This is a genomic window from Acidimicrobiales bacterium (assembly GCA_025455885.1).
In the GTDB taxonomy this organism is placed as follows: Bacteria; Actinomycetota; Acidimicrobiia; order Acidimicrobiales; family Acidimicrobilacustridaceae; genus Rhabdothermincola_A.
Genome location: JALOLR010000002.1, coordinates 193,953 through 209,702, shown reverse-complemented (window position 1 = coordinate 209,702; position 15,750 = coordinate 193,953). Strand labels below are relative to the sequence as shown.

Sequence of the window (15,750 nt, the reverse complement as noted above, 5' to 3'; positions counted from 1 at the left end):
GGAGGTGGGGCCGGTGCCCCCGGTGGGGATCGAACCCACGATCTTCGGATTAAAAGTCCGCTGCCTTGACCGCTTGGCTACAGGGGCACGGCGAGCCTAGTGGGGCCCTCCGGGGCCCCGGCGGGCCCCGGGGCGGCGAGTACCGTCACGCCATGAGCCAGGCACCCGCCGACGCCGCGGACCGCGGCCGGCCGGCGTCGGACCCGCCCCCCGGGAACGACGGGTCGCGGTCCTCGGTCGTCGGGGGCGCCGAGTGGTCGTGGCGCCAGCCGCTGGCCCTCTTCGCCGGGATGTGGGTGGTGCTCGTCGGCGTGGTCTGGTTCGGAGCCCGCGACGGGGTCGTGAGCCTCTACAACGCCGTGCCCCCCGTCTACACCGGCTCCGACCTCCTCGGCGGTTGGTTCCGCTTCGACGCCGGCTGGTACGACGTCATCGCCACCCAGGGGTACAGCTACGCGGGACCCCTGCAGCAGTCGCCGGTGGCCTTCTTCCCCGCCTACCCGATGGTCTTGCGGGCCTTGCACGCCCTCACCGGCCTGCCCGTGCCCCTCCTCGGCACGTTCGTCACCGCCGCCTGCGGCGCCGGAGCGGTGGTGGTGTTCCACCGGTGGTGCTCCGACCGCCTCGGCCCCCGGACCGCCCGGCTCGCCGTGGTGGTGCTCGTCGTCTACCCCTACGCCTGGTTCCTCTTCGGGGCGGTCTACGCCGACGCGCTGTTCCTCCTCGCGGCCCTCCTCGCCTTCGTCGCGCTCGAGAGGGGCCACCCCGTCCTGGCCGGCCTGGCCGGGGCGGTGGCGACGGCGGCGCGCCCCGCCGGCATCGCCGTCGTGCTCGGCCTCGTGGCCGTGCTGGCCATGCGCCGCGAGGTGCTGCGTCGCCGCGCCGACGGCACGGGACTGCGGGTCGACCTCACCTCGTTGCGCCCCGGTGACGCCGGCGTCCTGCTGTCCGCCGCCGGCCTCCTCGGGTGGATGGCCTACCTCGGGCGGACCTTCGACGAGCCGCTGGCCTTCCAGGCCGTCCAGCAGGCGCCGGGGTGGGACCAGGGGACCGGCCCGCACACCTGGTTCAAGGTGACCTTCCTCCAGCGCGTCACCCGGCTGCCCGGCTACGTCGAGGCCTGGCTCGGTGGCGACGCCGGGATCGACGCGTGGAAGGACACCCTGTACACGCTCGGCCTCGTCCTCCAGGCCGTGCTGATCCTGGTCTTCGTCGCGCTGCTCGTCGTGGTGTGGCGGCGTATCGGCTGGGGCTATGCGGTCTACGCCGCCGGGATCATCGCCGTCCCGTTGCTCGGGAGCAAGGACTTCCAGGGCGTGGGCCGCTACCTGCTCCCGGCGTTCCCGTGCATCGCCGCAGCCGCGCTGGTGCTCGCCGATCGTCCGCTGCTCCGGCGCATCTGGCTCCCGGTGAGCGCCCTGTTGCTCTGCGGGTGGGCGTTCGCGTTCGCCCGTGGCTACTACGTTGCCTGACCGTATGGCCGAGAGCGCGGGACCTCACTTCGAGAGCCTCACGGTCTTCTACCCGATGTGGAACGAGGAGGCCTCCGTCGAGCGGGCCGTCGCGGCGGGCTTCGAGGCCGGTGACGCGCTCGTCGACGCCGGGGAGATCGGCGCCTACGACCTGATCCTCGTCGACGATGCCTCGACCGACGCGACCGGGGCCATGGCCGACGCCATGGCCGCCGAGGATCCGCGGATCTCCGTGGTCCACCACCCCGTGAACCGCGGCCTCGGCGGAGCGCTGCGCACCGGCTTCGCGCACGCCCGGGGTGAGCTGGTGCTCTACACCGACGCGGACCTGCCCTTCGACATGGCCGAGACCGCCAAGGCCGTACGCCTCGCCCGGATCTACGACGCCGACATCGTGAGCGCCTACCGGTTCGACAGGACCGGCGAGGGTCTTCGCCGACTGGTGTACAGCTACGCGTACAACCACCTCGTCCAGGCGATGTTCGGCCTGCGCATCCGCGACGTCAACTTCGCGTTCAAGCTGGTTCGGCAGCGGGTGCTCGACCACGTCGAGCTGCGCAGCGAGGGCTCGTTCATCGATGTCGAGCTCCTCGCCCGGGCCCAGAAGATGGGCTTCTCGATCGTCCAGTTCGGCGTCGACTACTTCCCCCGCACGCGGGGGATCTCGACGCTGTCCTCCAACGCCGTGATCGCGGCGATCGTCCGCGAGATGCTGCAGCTGCGCACCGAGCTCGAGGCCCTCGAGCCCCTCCCGGAGTCCGTGCGCCGGCCGGTCCGGTGACGGCTCCCCGGCGGCCGCTGCTGATCGTCAACGCCGACGACTACGGCCTCACGGAGGGCGTCGCCGCCGCGATCCTCGACGCCCACCGGCACGGGATCGTCACGTCGACGTCCGTGCTCGCGTTGGCCCCGGCGTTCGCCACGACCGCAGCGTGGTTGGCCGACGCCCCCGCCCTGGGGTGCGGCGCCCACCTCGCCGCCGTGGGCGAGGACCCCCCCCTCCTGTCCGCCGCCGAGGTGCCCACCCTGGTCGACGGCCGCGGCCGCCTCTGGCCGTCCTGGCGGGTCTTCCTGCCCCGTGCCGCCGCCGGGCGGATCGACCCCGACGACCTGCGCCGGGAGTTCGAGGCCCAGTTCGAGGCGATCCGCGGGGCGGGCGTCGTCGTCGACCACCTCGACACCCACCAGAACCTCCACCTCTGGCCGATGGTCGCCGACGTCGTGCTCGACCTCGGCGACCGCCACGGCGTCAACGTCGTCCGGGTCACCCGGTCGAGCGGACGGGGGGTGGTCGGGCGCACCGTGTCCCGTCTCGCCACCCGCCTCGAACGCCTCCTCCACCAGCGGGGGTGGGCGTGCACCGGCGCCTCGACCGGGCTCGACGAGGCCGGCCACCTCGACCTTCCCGCCATGGTCGCGGCGCTCTCGCGTCTCGCCGCCACGGGCGCCCCCACCGCCGAGTTGGCCACCCACCCCGGACGCCCCGGCGACCCGGACCGGGCCCGCTACCGCTGGTCCTACCGGTGGGACGACGAGTACGCCGCCCTCCGATCGGCGACGGTGCGCACCGCCGTCGACGAGCTGGGGTTCAGGCTCGGCACCTTCGCCGACCTCCCCGGGGCCGGCCCGGCCGGGGGGAGCGCCCCGTGAAGGGGCCCCGCTCGCCGGCGGCGCGACGGACGCTCTCGCTGTACGACGACGCCCCACGGGGCGATCGCCTCCACACCCGACTGCGGTGGTGGAGCGCCCCGTTCGCCGACCTCGAGCTCGAGGTCCCCCTCGCCGGGTCGATCCTGGAAGTGGGCTGTGGGCACGGGCTGTTCAGCTGCTACCTCGCCGTCGCCGGCCGGGCCCGGACCGTGCTGGGGATCGACGTCGATGCCGGGAAGATCGCGGTCGCCGACGCGGCAGCCGCCCACCTCGCCCCCGACGAGGCCGACGTCCGCTTCGCCGTCGTGGGCGACTCCCTGCCCCGGATCGAGGGCGGGTGGCGCTCGATCGTCATCGCCGACGTGCTCTACCTCCTCGGCGCCGAGGGACGCCGCCGGCTCCTCGACGACTGCGTCGACGTCCTGGCCCCCGGTGGCCTGCTGGTCGTGAAGGAGATCGACCGGTACCCCGTGTGGAAGGCCCGCCTGGCCACCGTGCAGGAGCTGGCCGCCACACGGGTGCTGCGCATCACCGAGGGCGACCACGTGGCCTTCGCCGATCCCCGCGCCATCGCCGACCAGCTCGCGCGGCGCGGGTGCACGACGATGGTGAAGCGACTCGATCACGGCTATCCCCACCCGCACTGCGTCGTGCTGGCCACCGCCCCCACATGAACGAGCGCCACGCCGGACCCGCCCCGGCCGACCATCCCGGCGTGACCCACGGGGTCGACGCGCAACCCGACGACGCCTACTTCGAGGTCATGGCCTCCTCGGTCGAGTCGCACTGGTGGTACCAGGGCCGACGGCAGCTGCTCGCACAGCTCCTCGCCGACCGACTCGGCCCCGACGTGACGGCCCTCGACGTGGGGTGCGGTACCTCCGAGTCCCTCGACGTGCTCGAAGCCGTCGGGGCCCGGGCCGCCATCGGGACCGACCTCTCCTCCCGTGCCCTCGCCCACGCCATCCGCCGCTCCCCTCGTCCACGCGTGCTGCGCTCCCTCGCCGAGCACCTTCCCTTCCCGGACGCCACCTTCGGGGCGCTCGTCAGCATGGACGTCGTCGAGCACCTCGACGACGACGTCGCCGCCCTCGAGGAGTACGTGCGGGTCTGCCGACCGGGCTCGCCGGTCCTGCTCACCGTCCCCGCCTACGAGTGGCTGTGGAGCGACCACGACGAGTGGGCCGCCCACCGTCGCCGCTACACCGCGGCCCGCCTCAGGCGGACGGCCCGCGACGCCGGTCTCGTCGTCGACCGGTGCACCTACTACTACTCCTTCCTGCTGCCGCCCGCGGCGCTCCTCCGGCGCACCCCGCTGCGCCGCCTCACGCCGCCCACCGCCGAGGAGGCCAGCTCGTTCAGCCCGGCGGTCGATCGTGTCCTGACCGGGTTCGCGACGCTGGAGCGGTGGGCCCTGCGGCACCGGGACCTCCCCTTCGGCCTCTCCATCGTCCTCGTCGGTCGGACCCCCGGCGGGCCCGTGGTCGACGGTGCGCCGGGACCCCTCGATCGCTGGTCGGCTCCGCACGGCCGGGAGCGCCGGGAGCGCCGGGAGCGGCTGGCCCGCCAGGCCCGGATCGTCCGCCTGACGGCCCGGCGGGCCGGCCACTACGCAGCGGTGCGGGTGCGGGGCGTCGGCGCCGACGAACGTCGCCGGCGTGAGCTCGAGGAGCGCTTCGCGGTGCGCAGCGCCACCGACGTGGCCCGCGAGTTCGGGGAGATGAAGGGCGCGGTCATGAAGCTCGGCCAGATGCTCGGCTTCGCCGCGGATGCCCTGCCCCCCGAAGCCCGCGAGGCCCTGGCCCAGCTGCACCAGAACGCGCCGCCGATGGCTCCCAGCCTCGCTGAGCAGGTGGTGGCCGACGAGCTCGGTGCCGACGTCACGTCGCTGTTCCTCGACTGGGACCGGGTGCCGGTGGCGGCGGCCTCCATCGGCCAGGTCCACCGGGCGGTGATGCCCGACGGCCGGGAGGTCGCGGTGAAGGTCCAGTACCCGGGGGTCGACCGGGCCATCGCCAGCGACCTCGACCAGGCCGACCGGCTCTACGCCCTCGCGGCGGCGTTCGCGTACCCAGGGCTCGACACCCGGGGTCTGGTCGACGAGCTGCGAGCCCGGATGGCCGACGAGCTCGACTACCTCGCCGAGGCCGAGGCCCAGGCCGGGTTCGCGGCACGGTACGACGGTCACCCGTTCGTCCGCATCCCCGCCGTGGTGGCCGAGAGGACCACCCGGCGGGTCCTGACGTCGGAGTGGGTGGACGGGCTCACCTTCGAGGAGTTCCGCGCCGACGCCCCGCCGGCGGTCCGCCAGCGGGCGGCGGAGGTGGTGTTCCGGTTCGTGCAGGGCTCCCTGCACGAGCACCGGGTGTTCAACGCCGACCCGCACCCCGGGAACTACCGCTTCCACGCCGACGGATCGGTGACCTTCCTCGACTTCGGGCTCGTCAAGGCCTTCGCCCCGGGGGAGTGGGAACGGCTCGCCCCGGCCATCGACCACGTGCTGGCCCACGACGCGCCCGGTGTCGTGGCGGCCATGGAGGCGGCCGGCTTCCTGCACCCCGGGCACGGTCTCGACGCCGACCGGGTCTTCGCGGTGGTCAGCTCCCCGTACCGGGCCTACCTCGTGGACGAGTACACGTTCACGACGGACTACGTGGGTGAGGCGCTGGCCACCCTCCTCGACGTCCGCGGCCCGAACGCCGACGTCATCGCCGCGCTCGACATGCCGGCCGGGTTCGTGCTCCTCGACCGGGTGGTGTGGGGGATGAGCGCCCTCCTGGGCCGTCTCGGCGGACGCAACCGCTGGCGGGGGATCCTCCAGGAGTACCGCAGCGCGACGCCGCCGGTCACCGCCCTCGGGAGGGCCGAGGCGGCGTGGCGGGCGGGGCGCCGGTCCGAGGGCTGACCGCCGGCCCCGCGGCCGCTCAGTCGATCAGGGGGTCGGCCTCCCCGGGGCGACCGTCGGCCGCCGCGTCGGACCGGGCCAGCAGGTAGCCGGTGGCCCGCTCGGCGCGGGGGAAACGGTTCACGAGCTCGTGGAAGCGGCGGGAGTGGTTCGCCTCCACGAGGTGGGCCAGCTCGTGCACGAGGACGTAGTCGACGACGAACTGGGGGAAGTCGACCATCCGGTCGGACAGGCGGATGTCGCCCGTGGCGACCGTGCACGAGCCCCACCGGGTGCGCTGGTTGCCCACCCAGCGCACCGACCCCGCCCGGGGAAGGTCGTAGCGGCGGCTCAGCTCGGCGGCCCGGGCCACGAGTGCGGCGTCGTCGGCCGGCCGGCGGCGCCGATCGAGTCGCGCCACGAGGTCGGTGACGTACTCGTCGACCTCGCGGCGGGTGAGCCGGGCGGGGACCAGGACCCTGATGCGACCGTCGACGACCTGGGCCTGCACGGTCTTGCGGCGCCGGCTGCTGCGCACGATGTCGACGGGGTACTCGCTGTACGGGACGGCCACCCGGGCCACCTCCCTCGATCAGATCTGGGTCGGGACGGTCAGCTCGTCGTCGTCGACGAGGACCAGTCGATCGCCGACCGCGAGGTGGTCGCCGTGGTGGGCGACCCATCGGCCGCCGAGGTTGGGCATGCGCTCCCAGGGCAGGCCGGCGTCGTGCTCCACTGCGCCGATGAGACCGCCGTGGGTGAGGACGAGCACCTCGCCGCCCTCGAACTCGTGGTGGATGCGGTCGAGGGCGCCGCGGGCCCTGGCCAGCAACGTCTCGTGGACCTCGTAGCCGGGCGGGCGTCGATCGGCGGCGAGGTAGCCGGGCCACTGCTGTTCGATCTCGACCCTCGTGAGGCCCTGCCACTCCCCGGCGTCGCGCTCGGCGAGGTCGGGGTCGACCACCACCGGCCCGACGCCGAGCTGCTCGGAGATGATCCGGGCGGTGTCGAGCGCCCGCTGGAGGGGGGAGGCGCAGATGACGTCGACCGACCCGACGCGGGCGGCGGCGTGAAACGCCTGGCGGCGACCCAGCTCGGTGAGCGGGGGGTCGGCACGCCCCTGCCACCGCCCCAGGGCGTTCCACTCGGACTGGCCGTGTCGCACGAGCAGCAGGGACGTCATCGACGCAGGACGGTAGTGGCCGGGTCGGACACCACCGACGCCGGGCCCGGGAGGAGGGCGCCACTAACCTTCGACGGTGCCTCGCCTCCGCCTGTTCGCCGGCGCCCGCGACGCGGCCGGCACCGCCCGCGCCGACGTCCCCGGCGCCACCGTCGCCGCCGTGGTGGCCGAGGCCGTCGTCCGGTTCGGCGACGATTTCGCCGCCGTGGTGGAGCACAGCCGGATCTGGTGCAACGGCGAGCCCGCCGAGCCGGGCCAGCCCGTCGGCGAGGACGACGAGGTCGCCGTGCTCCCGCCCGTCTCGGGGGGAGCCGACCCGGAGGCGGGGCCACGGACGCGGCGATGACCCCCCGGTCGGGCCGTCGCGCCCTGGCCCGTGACGACGGCACCTCGCCCGCCCCGGCCGGTCGACGGTCGCGGTCCGACCCGTTCGGCGCGGCGCCGGCGTGGATCGAGCGCGTCGTCGCCGGCGAGCAGCCCACCGGTCCCCGGGGCCGGGTCGGCGTCGTCTGGTTCGTCGTCGCCGTGCTCTCCGCCTACCTGGGCCTGGTCCCGCTCGCCCTCCTCTTCGCCGGGGTGGCCGCGGTCGCCGCGCTCCAGACGGTGGCCGCCTGGCGCGAGGCGCGCGCCACCGCGGTGCGCGCTGCCGCCGCGTCGTCGGCCGCGCTGTTGCCGATCTCGGCGGCGTTCGGGATCGCGCTGGTGGGTCTGGTCGTGCTGATCGCCGTCGTCGGGGCGCTCGTCGCCGCGGTGCTCGCTGATCGCGAGCGCCGCCACCGCATCGGCGGCGGACGCCCCGCGGTGCTCGGGCTGGGCGGCGTCGTCGTGCGGGCGGGCATCCTTCCGGGGCTGGTCGCGGCGTCCGCGGTGCTCGTGGCCCGAACCGACGTCACCACCTTCGTCGTGCTGTTGCTGTTGATCAGCGGCTACGAGATGGGGGACTACCTGGTGGGGACGGGAGCGGGCAGCCGCATCGAGGGGCCGGCGGCCGGGATCGCCGCGGTGCTGGTGCTGACCTTCGGGGTGGCCGTGTACCAGCTGGGCGTCCTCGACACCACGGCGGCGTGGGTCTTCGGAGGTCTGGTCGCCGCCACCGCGCCGCTCGGCCCGTTGGTGGCCGCGGCGCTGGTCCCCACCGCCACCGCCGTCGGACCCGCCCTGCGTCGACTCGACTCGTGGATCGTGACGGGCCCGCTGTGGGCGTGGATGCTCTGGGACTACACCTCCTGACGTCCCGGTGGTCGTGCCGAGGGTCGTGCCGGCCGGGGGACGGCGACCGGACGATCCCGGTGCCGTACACTGCGGCCCTTCGCCGTGTGCCGGGCGGTCGGCCAGAGGAGAGCCCATGACACCCGAAACCGACCTGAGCGCCGAGCGCGGCGACGACGACCTCGCCGGTCTCGACCTCGGCGAGCTCCGGGCCCGCCGAGACGACGCCGTGACCACCGAGACGGGACTGTCCTACCTGCGCCGCCTGGTCCAGGGTCCCCTCGACCTGGTGCGTGCCGAGCTCGAGCACCGTGCCGCCGGCGACGAGCGCGACCTGGCGACCCTCGTCGAGCAGCTCCCCGAGGTGCTCACCGAGACCGGTCGGGGCGGGGCCGGGGGGCGTCTCCCGCGGTCCCTCGAGCCGTCATCGGTCGACCCGGAGATGGCCGCCGAGCTCGACCGGCTCACCCAGGGCGGGGCGCTCGTGGCCGAGCTGCCGTCGGCGACCAACGACGCGCTCGTGGCCCTCGCCGGCGAGCTCGATGCGCTGGAACGGCGGGTGTCCGACCGCCGCCAGCAGTTGCACCGTGAGATCGACGCCCTGAACGGCGAGCTCGCCGAGCGCTACCGCAGCGGAGCCGCCACCGTCGACGGCGCCCTCTCGTCACGACCCGAGTGAGCCGGGTGCCCCCGGGCGGCGCTGGCAGCGACTCCCCGTAGCCTGGCAGCGTGCGCTCCCTCGCCGTCCTGTCGCTGCACACCTCCCCGTTGGCTCAGCCGGGCTCCGGCGACTCCGGGGGCATGAACGTCTACGTGCGCGAGCTCGTGGCGGCGCTCGCCCAGGCCGGCGTGCGCACCGAGGTGTACGTGCGACGGTGGGCCGACGACCTCCCCGAGGTGGTCGACGTCGAGCCGGGCTTCCGGGTGGTGCACATCGACGCCGGTCCGTCGGAGCTGGCCAAGGAGCACCTGCCCGAGGTCGTCGACGCCTACACCGACGCCGTCGCCCGCCACCTGGCCCGCCGGGACGGACCCGATGCCATCCACGCCAACTACTGGCTCTCGGGCCTGGCCGGGCACCGTCTCAAGCACGAGCTGTCGCTGCCCCTCGTCGCCACGTTCCACACCCTGGCGCGGGTCAAGGCCGAGACCGGCGACCCCGAGCCCGATCGACGGGTCGACGCCGAGACCGAGGTGATCGCCTGTTCCGACGCGATTCTCGCCAACTGCGAGGCCGAGGTCGAACAGCTCGTCGAGTTGTACGGCGCCCGACCCGAGCGGATCGAGATCGTGCCACCCGGAGTCGACCACGCCTTCTTCTCGCCGGGCGACCGCGCCGGTGCGCGGGCCGCGCTCGGGCTGGGCGCCCACCCGGTGCTGCTCTTCGTGGGCCGGATCCAGCCCCTGAAGGGCGTCGGGGTCGCGATCGAGGCGCTGGCCGCGCTCTCGGCGGCCCATCCCGACGCCGTCCTCGTGGTGGTGGGCGGGCCGAGCGGCGCCGACGGCGATGCCGAGCTCGCCGCGGCGCTCGAGCTCGTCGATCGCCACGGTCTCGCCGACCGCGTGCGCTTCGTGGATCCCCAGCCCCACCACCTGCTCTCCACCTACTACCGGGCCGCCGACGTGTGCGTCGTGCCGAGCCGGTCGGAGTCCTTCGGCCTCGTGGCCCTCGAGGCGGCGGCCTGCGGCACGCCGGTGGTGGCGGCGGCGGTCGGGGGCCTGTTGAACCTCGTGGTCGACGGCGCCACCGGCCTGCTCGTCGACACCCGGGACCCGGCGGACTACGCCGCCGCCGTGGGTGAGGTCCTCGCCGACTCCGCCCGGGCGTCCCTGATGGCGGAGGCCGCCGCGTCGCGGGCCCGGCGGTACACCTGGTCCACCAGTGCGGCCCGTCTGCGGCGCCTCTACGCCGATCTCACCTCTCGCGAGCCCGTCCGGTGCTGAGCGCCGTTCCCGATCGGGGCTGAACGGTGGCCGACGAGATCGCCGACGGACCGACGCTCGACGCGCTCGAGGCCCGCATCGACGCGTGGCTGCGCACCCAGCTCGACGAGAACCCGGTGGTCGCCGCGGTGGAGCGGGGCGAGCCGGGGGAGCGGCGCTGGTACGTCCGGGTCCTCGGCGAGTCGAAGGACGTTTTCACGATCTGGTTCACGCTGCGCCAGCGCACGCTCCACTACGAGACCTACGTGATGCCGGCCCCCGAGGAGGACCACGCCCGCTTCTACGAGCACCTCCTGCGCCGCAACCGCCGACTGACCGGTGCCGCGTTCGTCATCGGCGAGGAGGACGCCGTCTTCCTCGAGGGGTCGTTGCCCGTCCATGCCGTCGACGAGGGGGAGCTCGACCGCATCCTCGGTTCGCTCTACGCGTACGTGGAACGGTTCTTCCTCCCGGCGCTGCGAATCGGGTTCGCCTCCCGCTTCACCGGCGATTCGGCGTAGTTTCAGCACTTTTCATTGCTTTTGAGGTCATCCGGATCTAGGGTCGGTGTCGGCCCGGGTCGCCGGCCGATCGGGGAAGACGGTCGGCGCCCGGGCCTTCGCACGGCAGAGGTCGAGGTCTCCGCCACCCGGAGGGCCCACGCCGCTCGAGGATCGAAGCTCGCCACGGGCGACCTCGGGGACGGCGCTCCCCGTCGCCCCTCAGGTCTCTGCGGGGATGGTCGCGGCGTGGGATCAACTCCTCATCGGATAGGGAGTCCGACATCCGCCGCTCGCCGGGATCAGCGGGCTCCGAGGTCATCGAGGGCGTCGAGGGCGTCGAGGTCGTCGAGGGCGTCGAGGTCGTCGACGAGGCTTCGCAGCTCGTCGATGCCGCCGCTGCGGTACGCAGCCCACGCCGTCCCTTGCTGCCCCGCGGCGCGCCGGGTGTCCTCCCACTTCGCCAGCACCTGTTCCGTCGTCGCCCGGGCCGTCGTGTCAGGACGGCGCCGCAGGTCGCGCTCGATCTCGTCCAACGCCGCACATCGGCCCTCGACGTACTTGACCGAGCCCGCGCCCGGCTGCTCGCCGATGCGGCACAGGGGAGCACCCCCGGAGGCGGTCATCAGGTCGGCTTCGGCGGTGGTGCGGTGGCGCTCCAACACCGCGCCGTCCGGGTCCTGTCGGGGAGCGACGGGCGTCGGACGGCCGTCCGGGGACGGAGGACCGTTGCGGCCCGTGACGGTCCGGGTCCGGTTGCCTCTTCTCCTCGCCACGGCGATCAGCCCGGCGGCGGTGACCGCCGTCAGTGCGCCGATGGCACCTCTGGTCGTCAACCACCACACACCTGCGCCGACGAGGGCCGCAGGGATCAGGATCCGGAGCGCTCCACGCGCCGTCACGGGTCCAGGCCTCCGAACCGCACCGGGGAGCGCACTGCGGTCTGCATACCCCCGAGGGTATCTGGTCCGAGTCTCCGCGCCGACCGGTCCGGCGCAGCACGGCGAGCATCATCGCTCCCGCGCTGCGGGGCCTCCGGGACCGGACGCCATCGACGCCTGGGCCCCCGTGGTCGATGCCGTACGCCACGAGGACCGGTCCAGCCCGGCGACGCAGCGGGAGTGCCCTGCCGGGAGACCGGCTCCTGGCAGAGCACTAGCGTCGGCGCCATGGTGCGACTGCAGATCGTCGGCGGCGGGAAGATGGGCGAGGCGCTCCTCGGGGGACTGCTCGCCGCCGGGTGGGCGGCGTCCGACGACCTCGCCGTGGTCGAGCGCCTCGACGACCGCCGCACGACGCTGCGCGCCGCCTTCCCCGGGGTGGCCGTGCTCGATCGACCAGTGGCCTGCGACGGCGCCCTCCTGGCCGTCAAGCCCGGTGACGTCGCCGAGACCTGCCACGAGCTGGCGCTGGCGGGCGTGCGCCGAGTGGTGTCGATCGCCGCCGGCGTCGGGACCCCGGCGATCGAGGCCGCCCTGGGCGGCGGGGTGGCGGTCGTCAGGGCGATGCCCAACACCCCGGCGGTGATCGGGGCGGGGGCCTCGGCGGTGGCCGGCGGGACGAGCGCCGACCCCGACGACGTCGAGTGGGCCCTGTCGATCCTCGGGGCCGTCGGCGTGGCGGTGAAGGTCGCCGAGTCGCAGCTCGACGCGGTCACCGGTCTGTCGGGCTCGGGTCCCGCCTACGTCTTCCTGATGGCCGAGGCCCTCATCGAGGCCGGCGTGCTGGTGGGGCTCAGCCGGGAGGTGGCCGAGGTGCTGGCCGTGCAGACCCTGCTCGGCTCGGCCCGCCTGCTCGAGTCGAGCGACGAGCACGCCGCGGCGCTGCGCGCCGCGGTCACCTCCCCGGGCGGGACCACCGCGGCCGGCCTGCGGGTCCTCGAGACGGGCGGCTTGCGGGCCACGGTCCTCGAAGCCGTCGCCGCGGCCACCGAACGCTCCGCCGAGCTCGGCCGGGGCTGACGACGTCGGCATCGGGGACCGGGGACGCGGGCCGGTACCCTCGGCGGCGACATGGCGCCGCGCTACGACACCATCACCTTCCTGTCCGACTACGGCCGCGTCGACGAGTTCGTCGGGGTCGTCCACTCGGTCATCCGGTCGATCGCCCCCGACGTGGCGGTGATCGACCTGACCCACGACATCCACCCCTACGACGTGCGGGCCGGGGCCCTCACCCTCGCCCGCAGCGCCCAGTTCCTCTGCCCGGGCGTCGTGCTCGCCGTGGTCGACCCGGCCGTGGGCACCACCCGCCGCCCGATCGCCGTCGAGGTCGGCGAGGGCGCCTCGGTGCTCGTGGGGCCCGACAACGGCCTCCTGGCCCCGGCGGTGGCGATGTGCGGCGGTGCCACCCGCGCCGTCGAGCTGCGCTCCGAGGAGCACCGCCTCGACACCGGTGCCGCCACGTTCGACGGTCGTGACGTGTTCGGCCCGGCCGCCGCGCACCTGGCCCGGGGTGTGGCGCTCACCGACCTCGGGCCGCTGGTCGACCCGGTCACGTTGATGCCGGGGCTCGTGCCCCTGAGCCGTCACGAGGACGGCGAGCTCGTCGCCGAGGTGCTGTGGGTCGACCGGTACGGCAACGCACAGCTCAACGTCGAACCCGAGGAGCTCGAAGGGTTCGACGAGCGCGTCGCCGTCGTCGTCGACGGGGTCCACCACACCGGTCACCGCGCCGACACGTTCGCCCGGGTAGCCCCCGGGGAGGTGGGCCTCGTGACGGACTCCTACGGGCTCGTCGCCCTGGCTTTCGACCGTGACTCGGCCGCCCGGGAGCTCGGGTTGCGGGCCGGATCCGGCGTGAGCATCCGCTCCCTCGACGGCGCCGATCGTCCCGGCTTCGTCACCCCTGTCACCCTCTCGATCCGCCGCGCCGCCGGCGAGGAGGCCACCCCATGAGGCCCGGAACCGTCATCGCCCTCGGCGTCCTGTTGCTCGTCATCCTCGGCGCGGCCACGCTCCAGCTCTTCGTCCTGGCCCGCTGAGCCGGAGGGTCATGCCCGGGCGGCGAGTCGGTCCCGGGTGAAGCGGCGGCTGTTGAGCCACAACAGCCCCCCGGCGACGACCCACAGCACCCCGCCCACCAGCGCCACGCCCAGCGGCGGGAGCAGGAGCAGCGCCGAGGCCTGCGCGGCGGCGACGAAGATGAGCGGGAGGATGACCGCACCGCCGAGCTGGTTGGCCTCCTGGGTGGTCTTGGCCCGGGACGACACGACCACCAGCAGTCCCAGGGCGAGCAGCGCCACCGCGGGGCCGACCCACACGACCATGACGAAGAACTGGTCGTAGGGCAGGAAGACGCGCCCCATCACGGGCCAGGCCACCACGTTGCCGATGACCGCGAACACGATCGCGCCCAGCCACGTGATCGCCACCGCAGGGAGGAACGCCGACAGGACCTTGGCCACGAACATGTCGCGGTCGCTCACCGGGAGGTGCAACAGCACCTCGAGCGTGCGGCGCTCCTTCTCCCCGGCGAACGCGTCGGCGGCCAGCACCGCCGACACCATCAGGGGGATGACGAGCAGCAACGGGGGGAGCAGGTAGCCGAGCACCAAGACGATGAGCTGCTCCTTCTCGGGCAGCGAGAGGATCGGGTCGACGAGGCCCGAGAGGAGCGGGGAGTCGAGGGCGGTGTCGACCTGGTCGCTCGGCACCGACCGGGCGATCAGCCCGATCGAGAACGGCAGCGCCAACAGCAGCAGGGCCGGGACGAGGACCATCGGCAGCACGATCGCCTTCGACCGGCTCACCGCCCGGAGGTCGCGGCCGACGATCGTGGCCACTGCGTGGCGGTCGACCGGCGTCACCGGTTCGCTCCGTCGAGCGGGCGGGACCCGGTCAGGCCGTCCGGGTCCGCCCGCGGTGCGAAGCCGTCGGTCACGACTTCGCCGTCCTCGTCGGCGATGCGTCGTTCGATGGCGAAGTACACGTCCTCGAGCGAGGGGGTCCGCACGGCGGCGCCGTAGACGTCGAGGCCGAGGCCGACGGCGGTGGCGACGACGCGGGGGAGGACCTCGCGGTCGTCGACGACCAGCCGGGCACCACCCGGGTGCGTGAAGGCGCCCTGGACCCCCGGCACCGCCCGCAGGGCCTCGACGGTCGGGGCGGTGGCCTCGGCGCCGAGGTCGAGCTCGGCGCCGACCCCCGACCAGAGGCCGGCGGCGAGCTCCCCGGGTGCGCCGAACGCCCGGAGGCGTCCGTGGTGCAGCACCGCCATCCGGTCGGCGAGGCGTCCCGCCTCGCCGAGGAAGTGGGTGGCCAGGACGATCGTGCGTCCCTCGGCGGCCATCTCGCCGATCAGGTCGATCACGTCGCGGGTGCCGGCGGGGTCGAGGCCCGAGGTCGGTTCGTCGAGGAAGAGCAGCTCGGGGTCGTGCAGCAGCGCTCTGGCCAGGGCCACCCGCTTGCGCTGCCCCGTCGAGAAGCCCTGGGTGAGGTCCCCGGCCCGGTCGGCCATCCCGAAGCGCTCCAGCAGCTCCATGGAGCGCTTCCGGGCCTCGGTGCGCCCGTACCCCCGGACCCGGGCCACGTACGCGAGGTTCTCGAGCGAGGTGAGCCGGTCGTCGAGCCCGGCGTTCTCGGTGAGCACACCGGTGCGGCGGCGGACCTCCTCCCCCTGGGTGACCGGATCGAGGCCGAGGACGGCGGACCGGCCGGCGTCGGGCAGCAGCACCCCGTCGAGCAGGCGCACCGTCGTCGTCTTCCCGGCGCCGTTGGGGCCGAGCAGCGCGAGCACCTGCCCCCGCTCGACCTCCAGCGAGACGCCGTCCACCGCCCGTCCGTGGGCGAAGGCGCGGGTCAGCCCCTCGGTGACGATGGCGGCACTCACCGTCACAGTCTGGCCGTCCCGGCCCCGAATCCTGCTCGATGCCCCGGGTTCACTACGCTCTCCCGGGCCGACGAGGGATCGGCGAGGGGTTGCGCCCCG

At 74.3% G+C, this 15,750-nt stretch carries 17 protein-coding genes and 1 tRNA gene; 12 read left to right on the top strand and 6 right to left on the bottom strand.

What is annotated here, in order from left to right; all coding sequences use genetic code 11:
* Positions 1 to 14: 14 nt before the first annotated feature.
* Positions 15 to 87: transfer RNA gene (locus tag MUE36_02635), tRNA-Lys, on the bottom strand.
* A gap of 65 nt (positions 88 to 152) precedes the next feature.
* Between MUE36_02635 and MUE36_02630 the strand changes: the two genes are divergently transcribed.
* From MUE36_02630 to MUE36_02610, 5 genes are read left to right on the top strand one after another with little or no spacing between them, the layout of a single operon-like run.
* Positions 153 to 1,472: a hypothetical protein gene (locus MUE36_02630; protein MCU0309824.1), complete on the top strand. Its 1,320-nt coding sequence runs from the start codon at positions 153 to 155 to the stop codon at positions 1,470 to 1,472.
* Between the two features lie 4 nt (positions 1,473 to 1,476).
* Positions 1,477 to 2,253 (top strand): glycosyltransferase family 2 protein, encoded by a 777-nt coding sequence (locus MUE36_02625; GenBank protein ID MCU0309823.1) that lies wholly within the window; start codon positions 1,477 to 1,479, stop codon positions 2,251 to 2,253.
* Positions 2,250 to 3,122 carry a ChbG/HpnK family deacetylase gene (locus MUE36_02620; GenBank protein ID MCU0309822.1) on the top strand — a complete coding sequence of 291 codons (873 nt, stop codon included), beginning with the start codon at positions 2,250 to 2,252 and terminating at the stop codon, positions 3,120 to 3,122. The genes MUE36_02625 and MUE36_02620 overlap by 4 nt, the downstream gene beginning before the upstream one ends.
* Complete coding sequence (locus MUE36_02615) at positions 3,119 to 3,796, top strand: class I SAM-dependent methyltransferase (protein MCU0309821.1); 678 nt, start codon at positions 3,119 to 3,121, stop codon at positions 3,794 to 3,796. The genes MUE36_02620 and MUE36_02615 overlap by 4 nt, the downstream gene beginning before the upstream one ends.
* A gap of 41 nt (positions 3,797 to 3,837) precedes the next feature.
* A complete protein-coding gene (locus tag MUE36_02610) occupies positions 3,838 to 6,027 on the top strand; it encodes an AarF/UbiB family protein (protein ID MCU0309820.1) in 2,190 nt (729 codons plus the stop codon).
* A 19-nt stretch (positions 6,028 to 6,046) separates the two neighbouring features.
* Here the strand turns inward: MUE36_02610 and MUE36_02605 are convergent, their stop codons facing one another.
* Both MUE36_02605 and MUE36_02600 read right to left on the bottom strand, forming a co-directional pair.
* Positions 6,047 to 6,580 carry a M48 family metallopeptidase gene (locus MUE36_02605; protein MCU0309819.1) on the bottom strand — a complete coding sequence of 178 codons (534 nt, stop codon included), beginning with the start codon at positions 6,578 to 6,580 and terminating at the stop codon, positions 6,047 to 6,049.
* Positions 6,581 to 6,598: 18 nt separating this feature from the next.
* Entirely contained in the window at positions 6,599 to 7,189 is a 591-nt protein-coding gene (locus MUE36_02600; protein MCU0309818.1) for a histidine phosphatase family protein, read from the bottom strand.
* A gap of 76 nt (positions 7,190 to 7,265) precedes the next feature.
* On the opposite strand from MUE36_02600, the gene MUE36_02595 reads away from it, so the two are divergent.
* The 5 genes from MUE36_02595 (at position 7,266) to MUE36_02575 (ending at position 10,842) form a co-directional block, all read left to right on the top strand.
* Positions 7,266 to 7,535, top strand: coding sequence for a MoaD/ThiS family protein (locus MUE36_02595; protein MCU0309817.1), 270 nt, complete (start codon positions 7,266 to 7,268; stop codon positions 7,533 to 7,535).
* A complete protein-coding gene (locus tag MUE36_02590) occupies positions 7,532 to 8,419 on the top strand; it encodes a hypothetical protein (GenBank protein ID MCU0309816.1) in 888 nt (295 codons plus the stop codon). The genes MUE36_02595 and MUE36_02590 overlap by 4 nt, the downstream gene beginning before the upstream one ends.
* A gap of 115 nt (positions 8,420 to 8,534) precedes the next feature.
* Entirely contained in the window at positions 8,535 to 9,077 is a 543-nt protein-coding gene (locus MUE36_02585) for a hypothetical protein (GenBank protein ID MCU0309815.1), read from the top strand.
* Positions 9,078 to 9,127: 50 nt separating this feature from the next.
* A complete protein-coding gene (locus MUE36_02580) occupies positions 9,128 to 10,342 on the top strand; it encodes a glycosyltransferase (protein MCU0309814.1) in 1,215 nt (404 codons plus the stop codon).
* 26 nt (positions 10,343 to 10,368) lie between these two features.
* Complete coding sequence (locus MUE36_02575; protein MCU0309813.1) at positions 10,369 to 10,842, top strand: YbjN domain-containing protein; 474 nt, start codon at positions 10,369 to 10,371, stop codon at positions 10,840 to 10,842.
* Positions 10,843 to 11,123: 281 nt separating this feature from the next.
* Here MUE36_02575 and MUE36_02570 read toward each other — a convergent pair whose 3' ends face one another.
* Positions 11,124 to 11,723, bottom strand: a complete 600-nt coding sequence (locus MUE36_02570; GenBank protein MCU0309812.1) for a hypothetical protein — start codon at positions 11,721 to 11,723, stop codon at positions 11,124 to 11,126.
* A gap of 267 nt (positions 11,724 to 11,990) precedes the next feature.
* On the opposite strand from MUE36_02570, the gene proC reads away from it, so the two are divergent.
* Complete coding sequence (gene proC, locus MUE36_02565; protein MCU0309811.1) at positions 11,991 to 12,782, top strand: pyrroline-5-carboxylate reductase; 792 nt, start codon at positions 11,991 to 11,993, stop codon at positions 12,780 to 12,782.
* A 51-nt stretch (positions 12,783 to 12,833) separates the two neighbouring features.
* Positions 12,834 to 13,718 (top strand): SAM-dependent chlorinase/fluorinase, encoded by an 885-nt coding sequence (locus MUE36_02560; protein MCU0309810.1) that lies wholly within the window; start codon positions 12,834 to 12,836, stop codon positions 13,716 to 13,718.
* A 95-nt stretch (positions 13,719 to 13,813) separates the two neighbouring features.
* On the opposite strand, the gene MUE36_02555 is transcribed toward MUE36_02560, so the two are convergent.
* Positions 13,814 to 14,629: an ABC transporter permease subunit gene (locus tag MUE36_02555; protein ID MCU0309809.1), complete on the bottom strand. Its 816-nt coding sequence runs from the start codon at positions 14,627 to 14,629 to the stop codon at positions 13,814 to 13,816.
* The gene (locus MUE36_02550; protein MCU0309808.1) at positions 14,626 to 15,651 is read right to left on the bottom strand and encodes an ABC transporter ATP-binding protein; all 1,026 of its coding nucleotides are present in this window, start codon (positions 15,649 to 15,651) and stop codon (positions 14,626 to 14,628) included. Before MUE36_02550 ends, MUE36_02555 begins: the two co-directional genes overlap by 4 nt.
* Between the last annotated feature and the right edge of the window lie 99 nt (positions 15,652 to 15,750).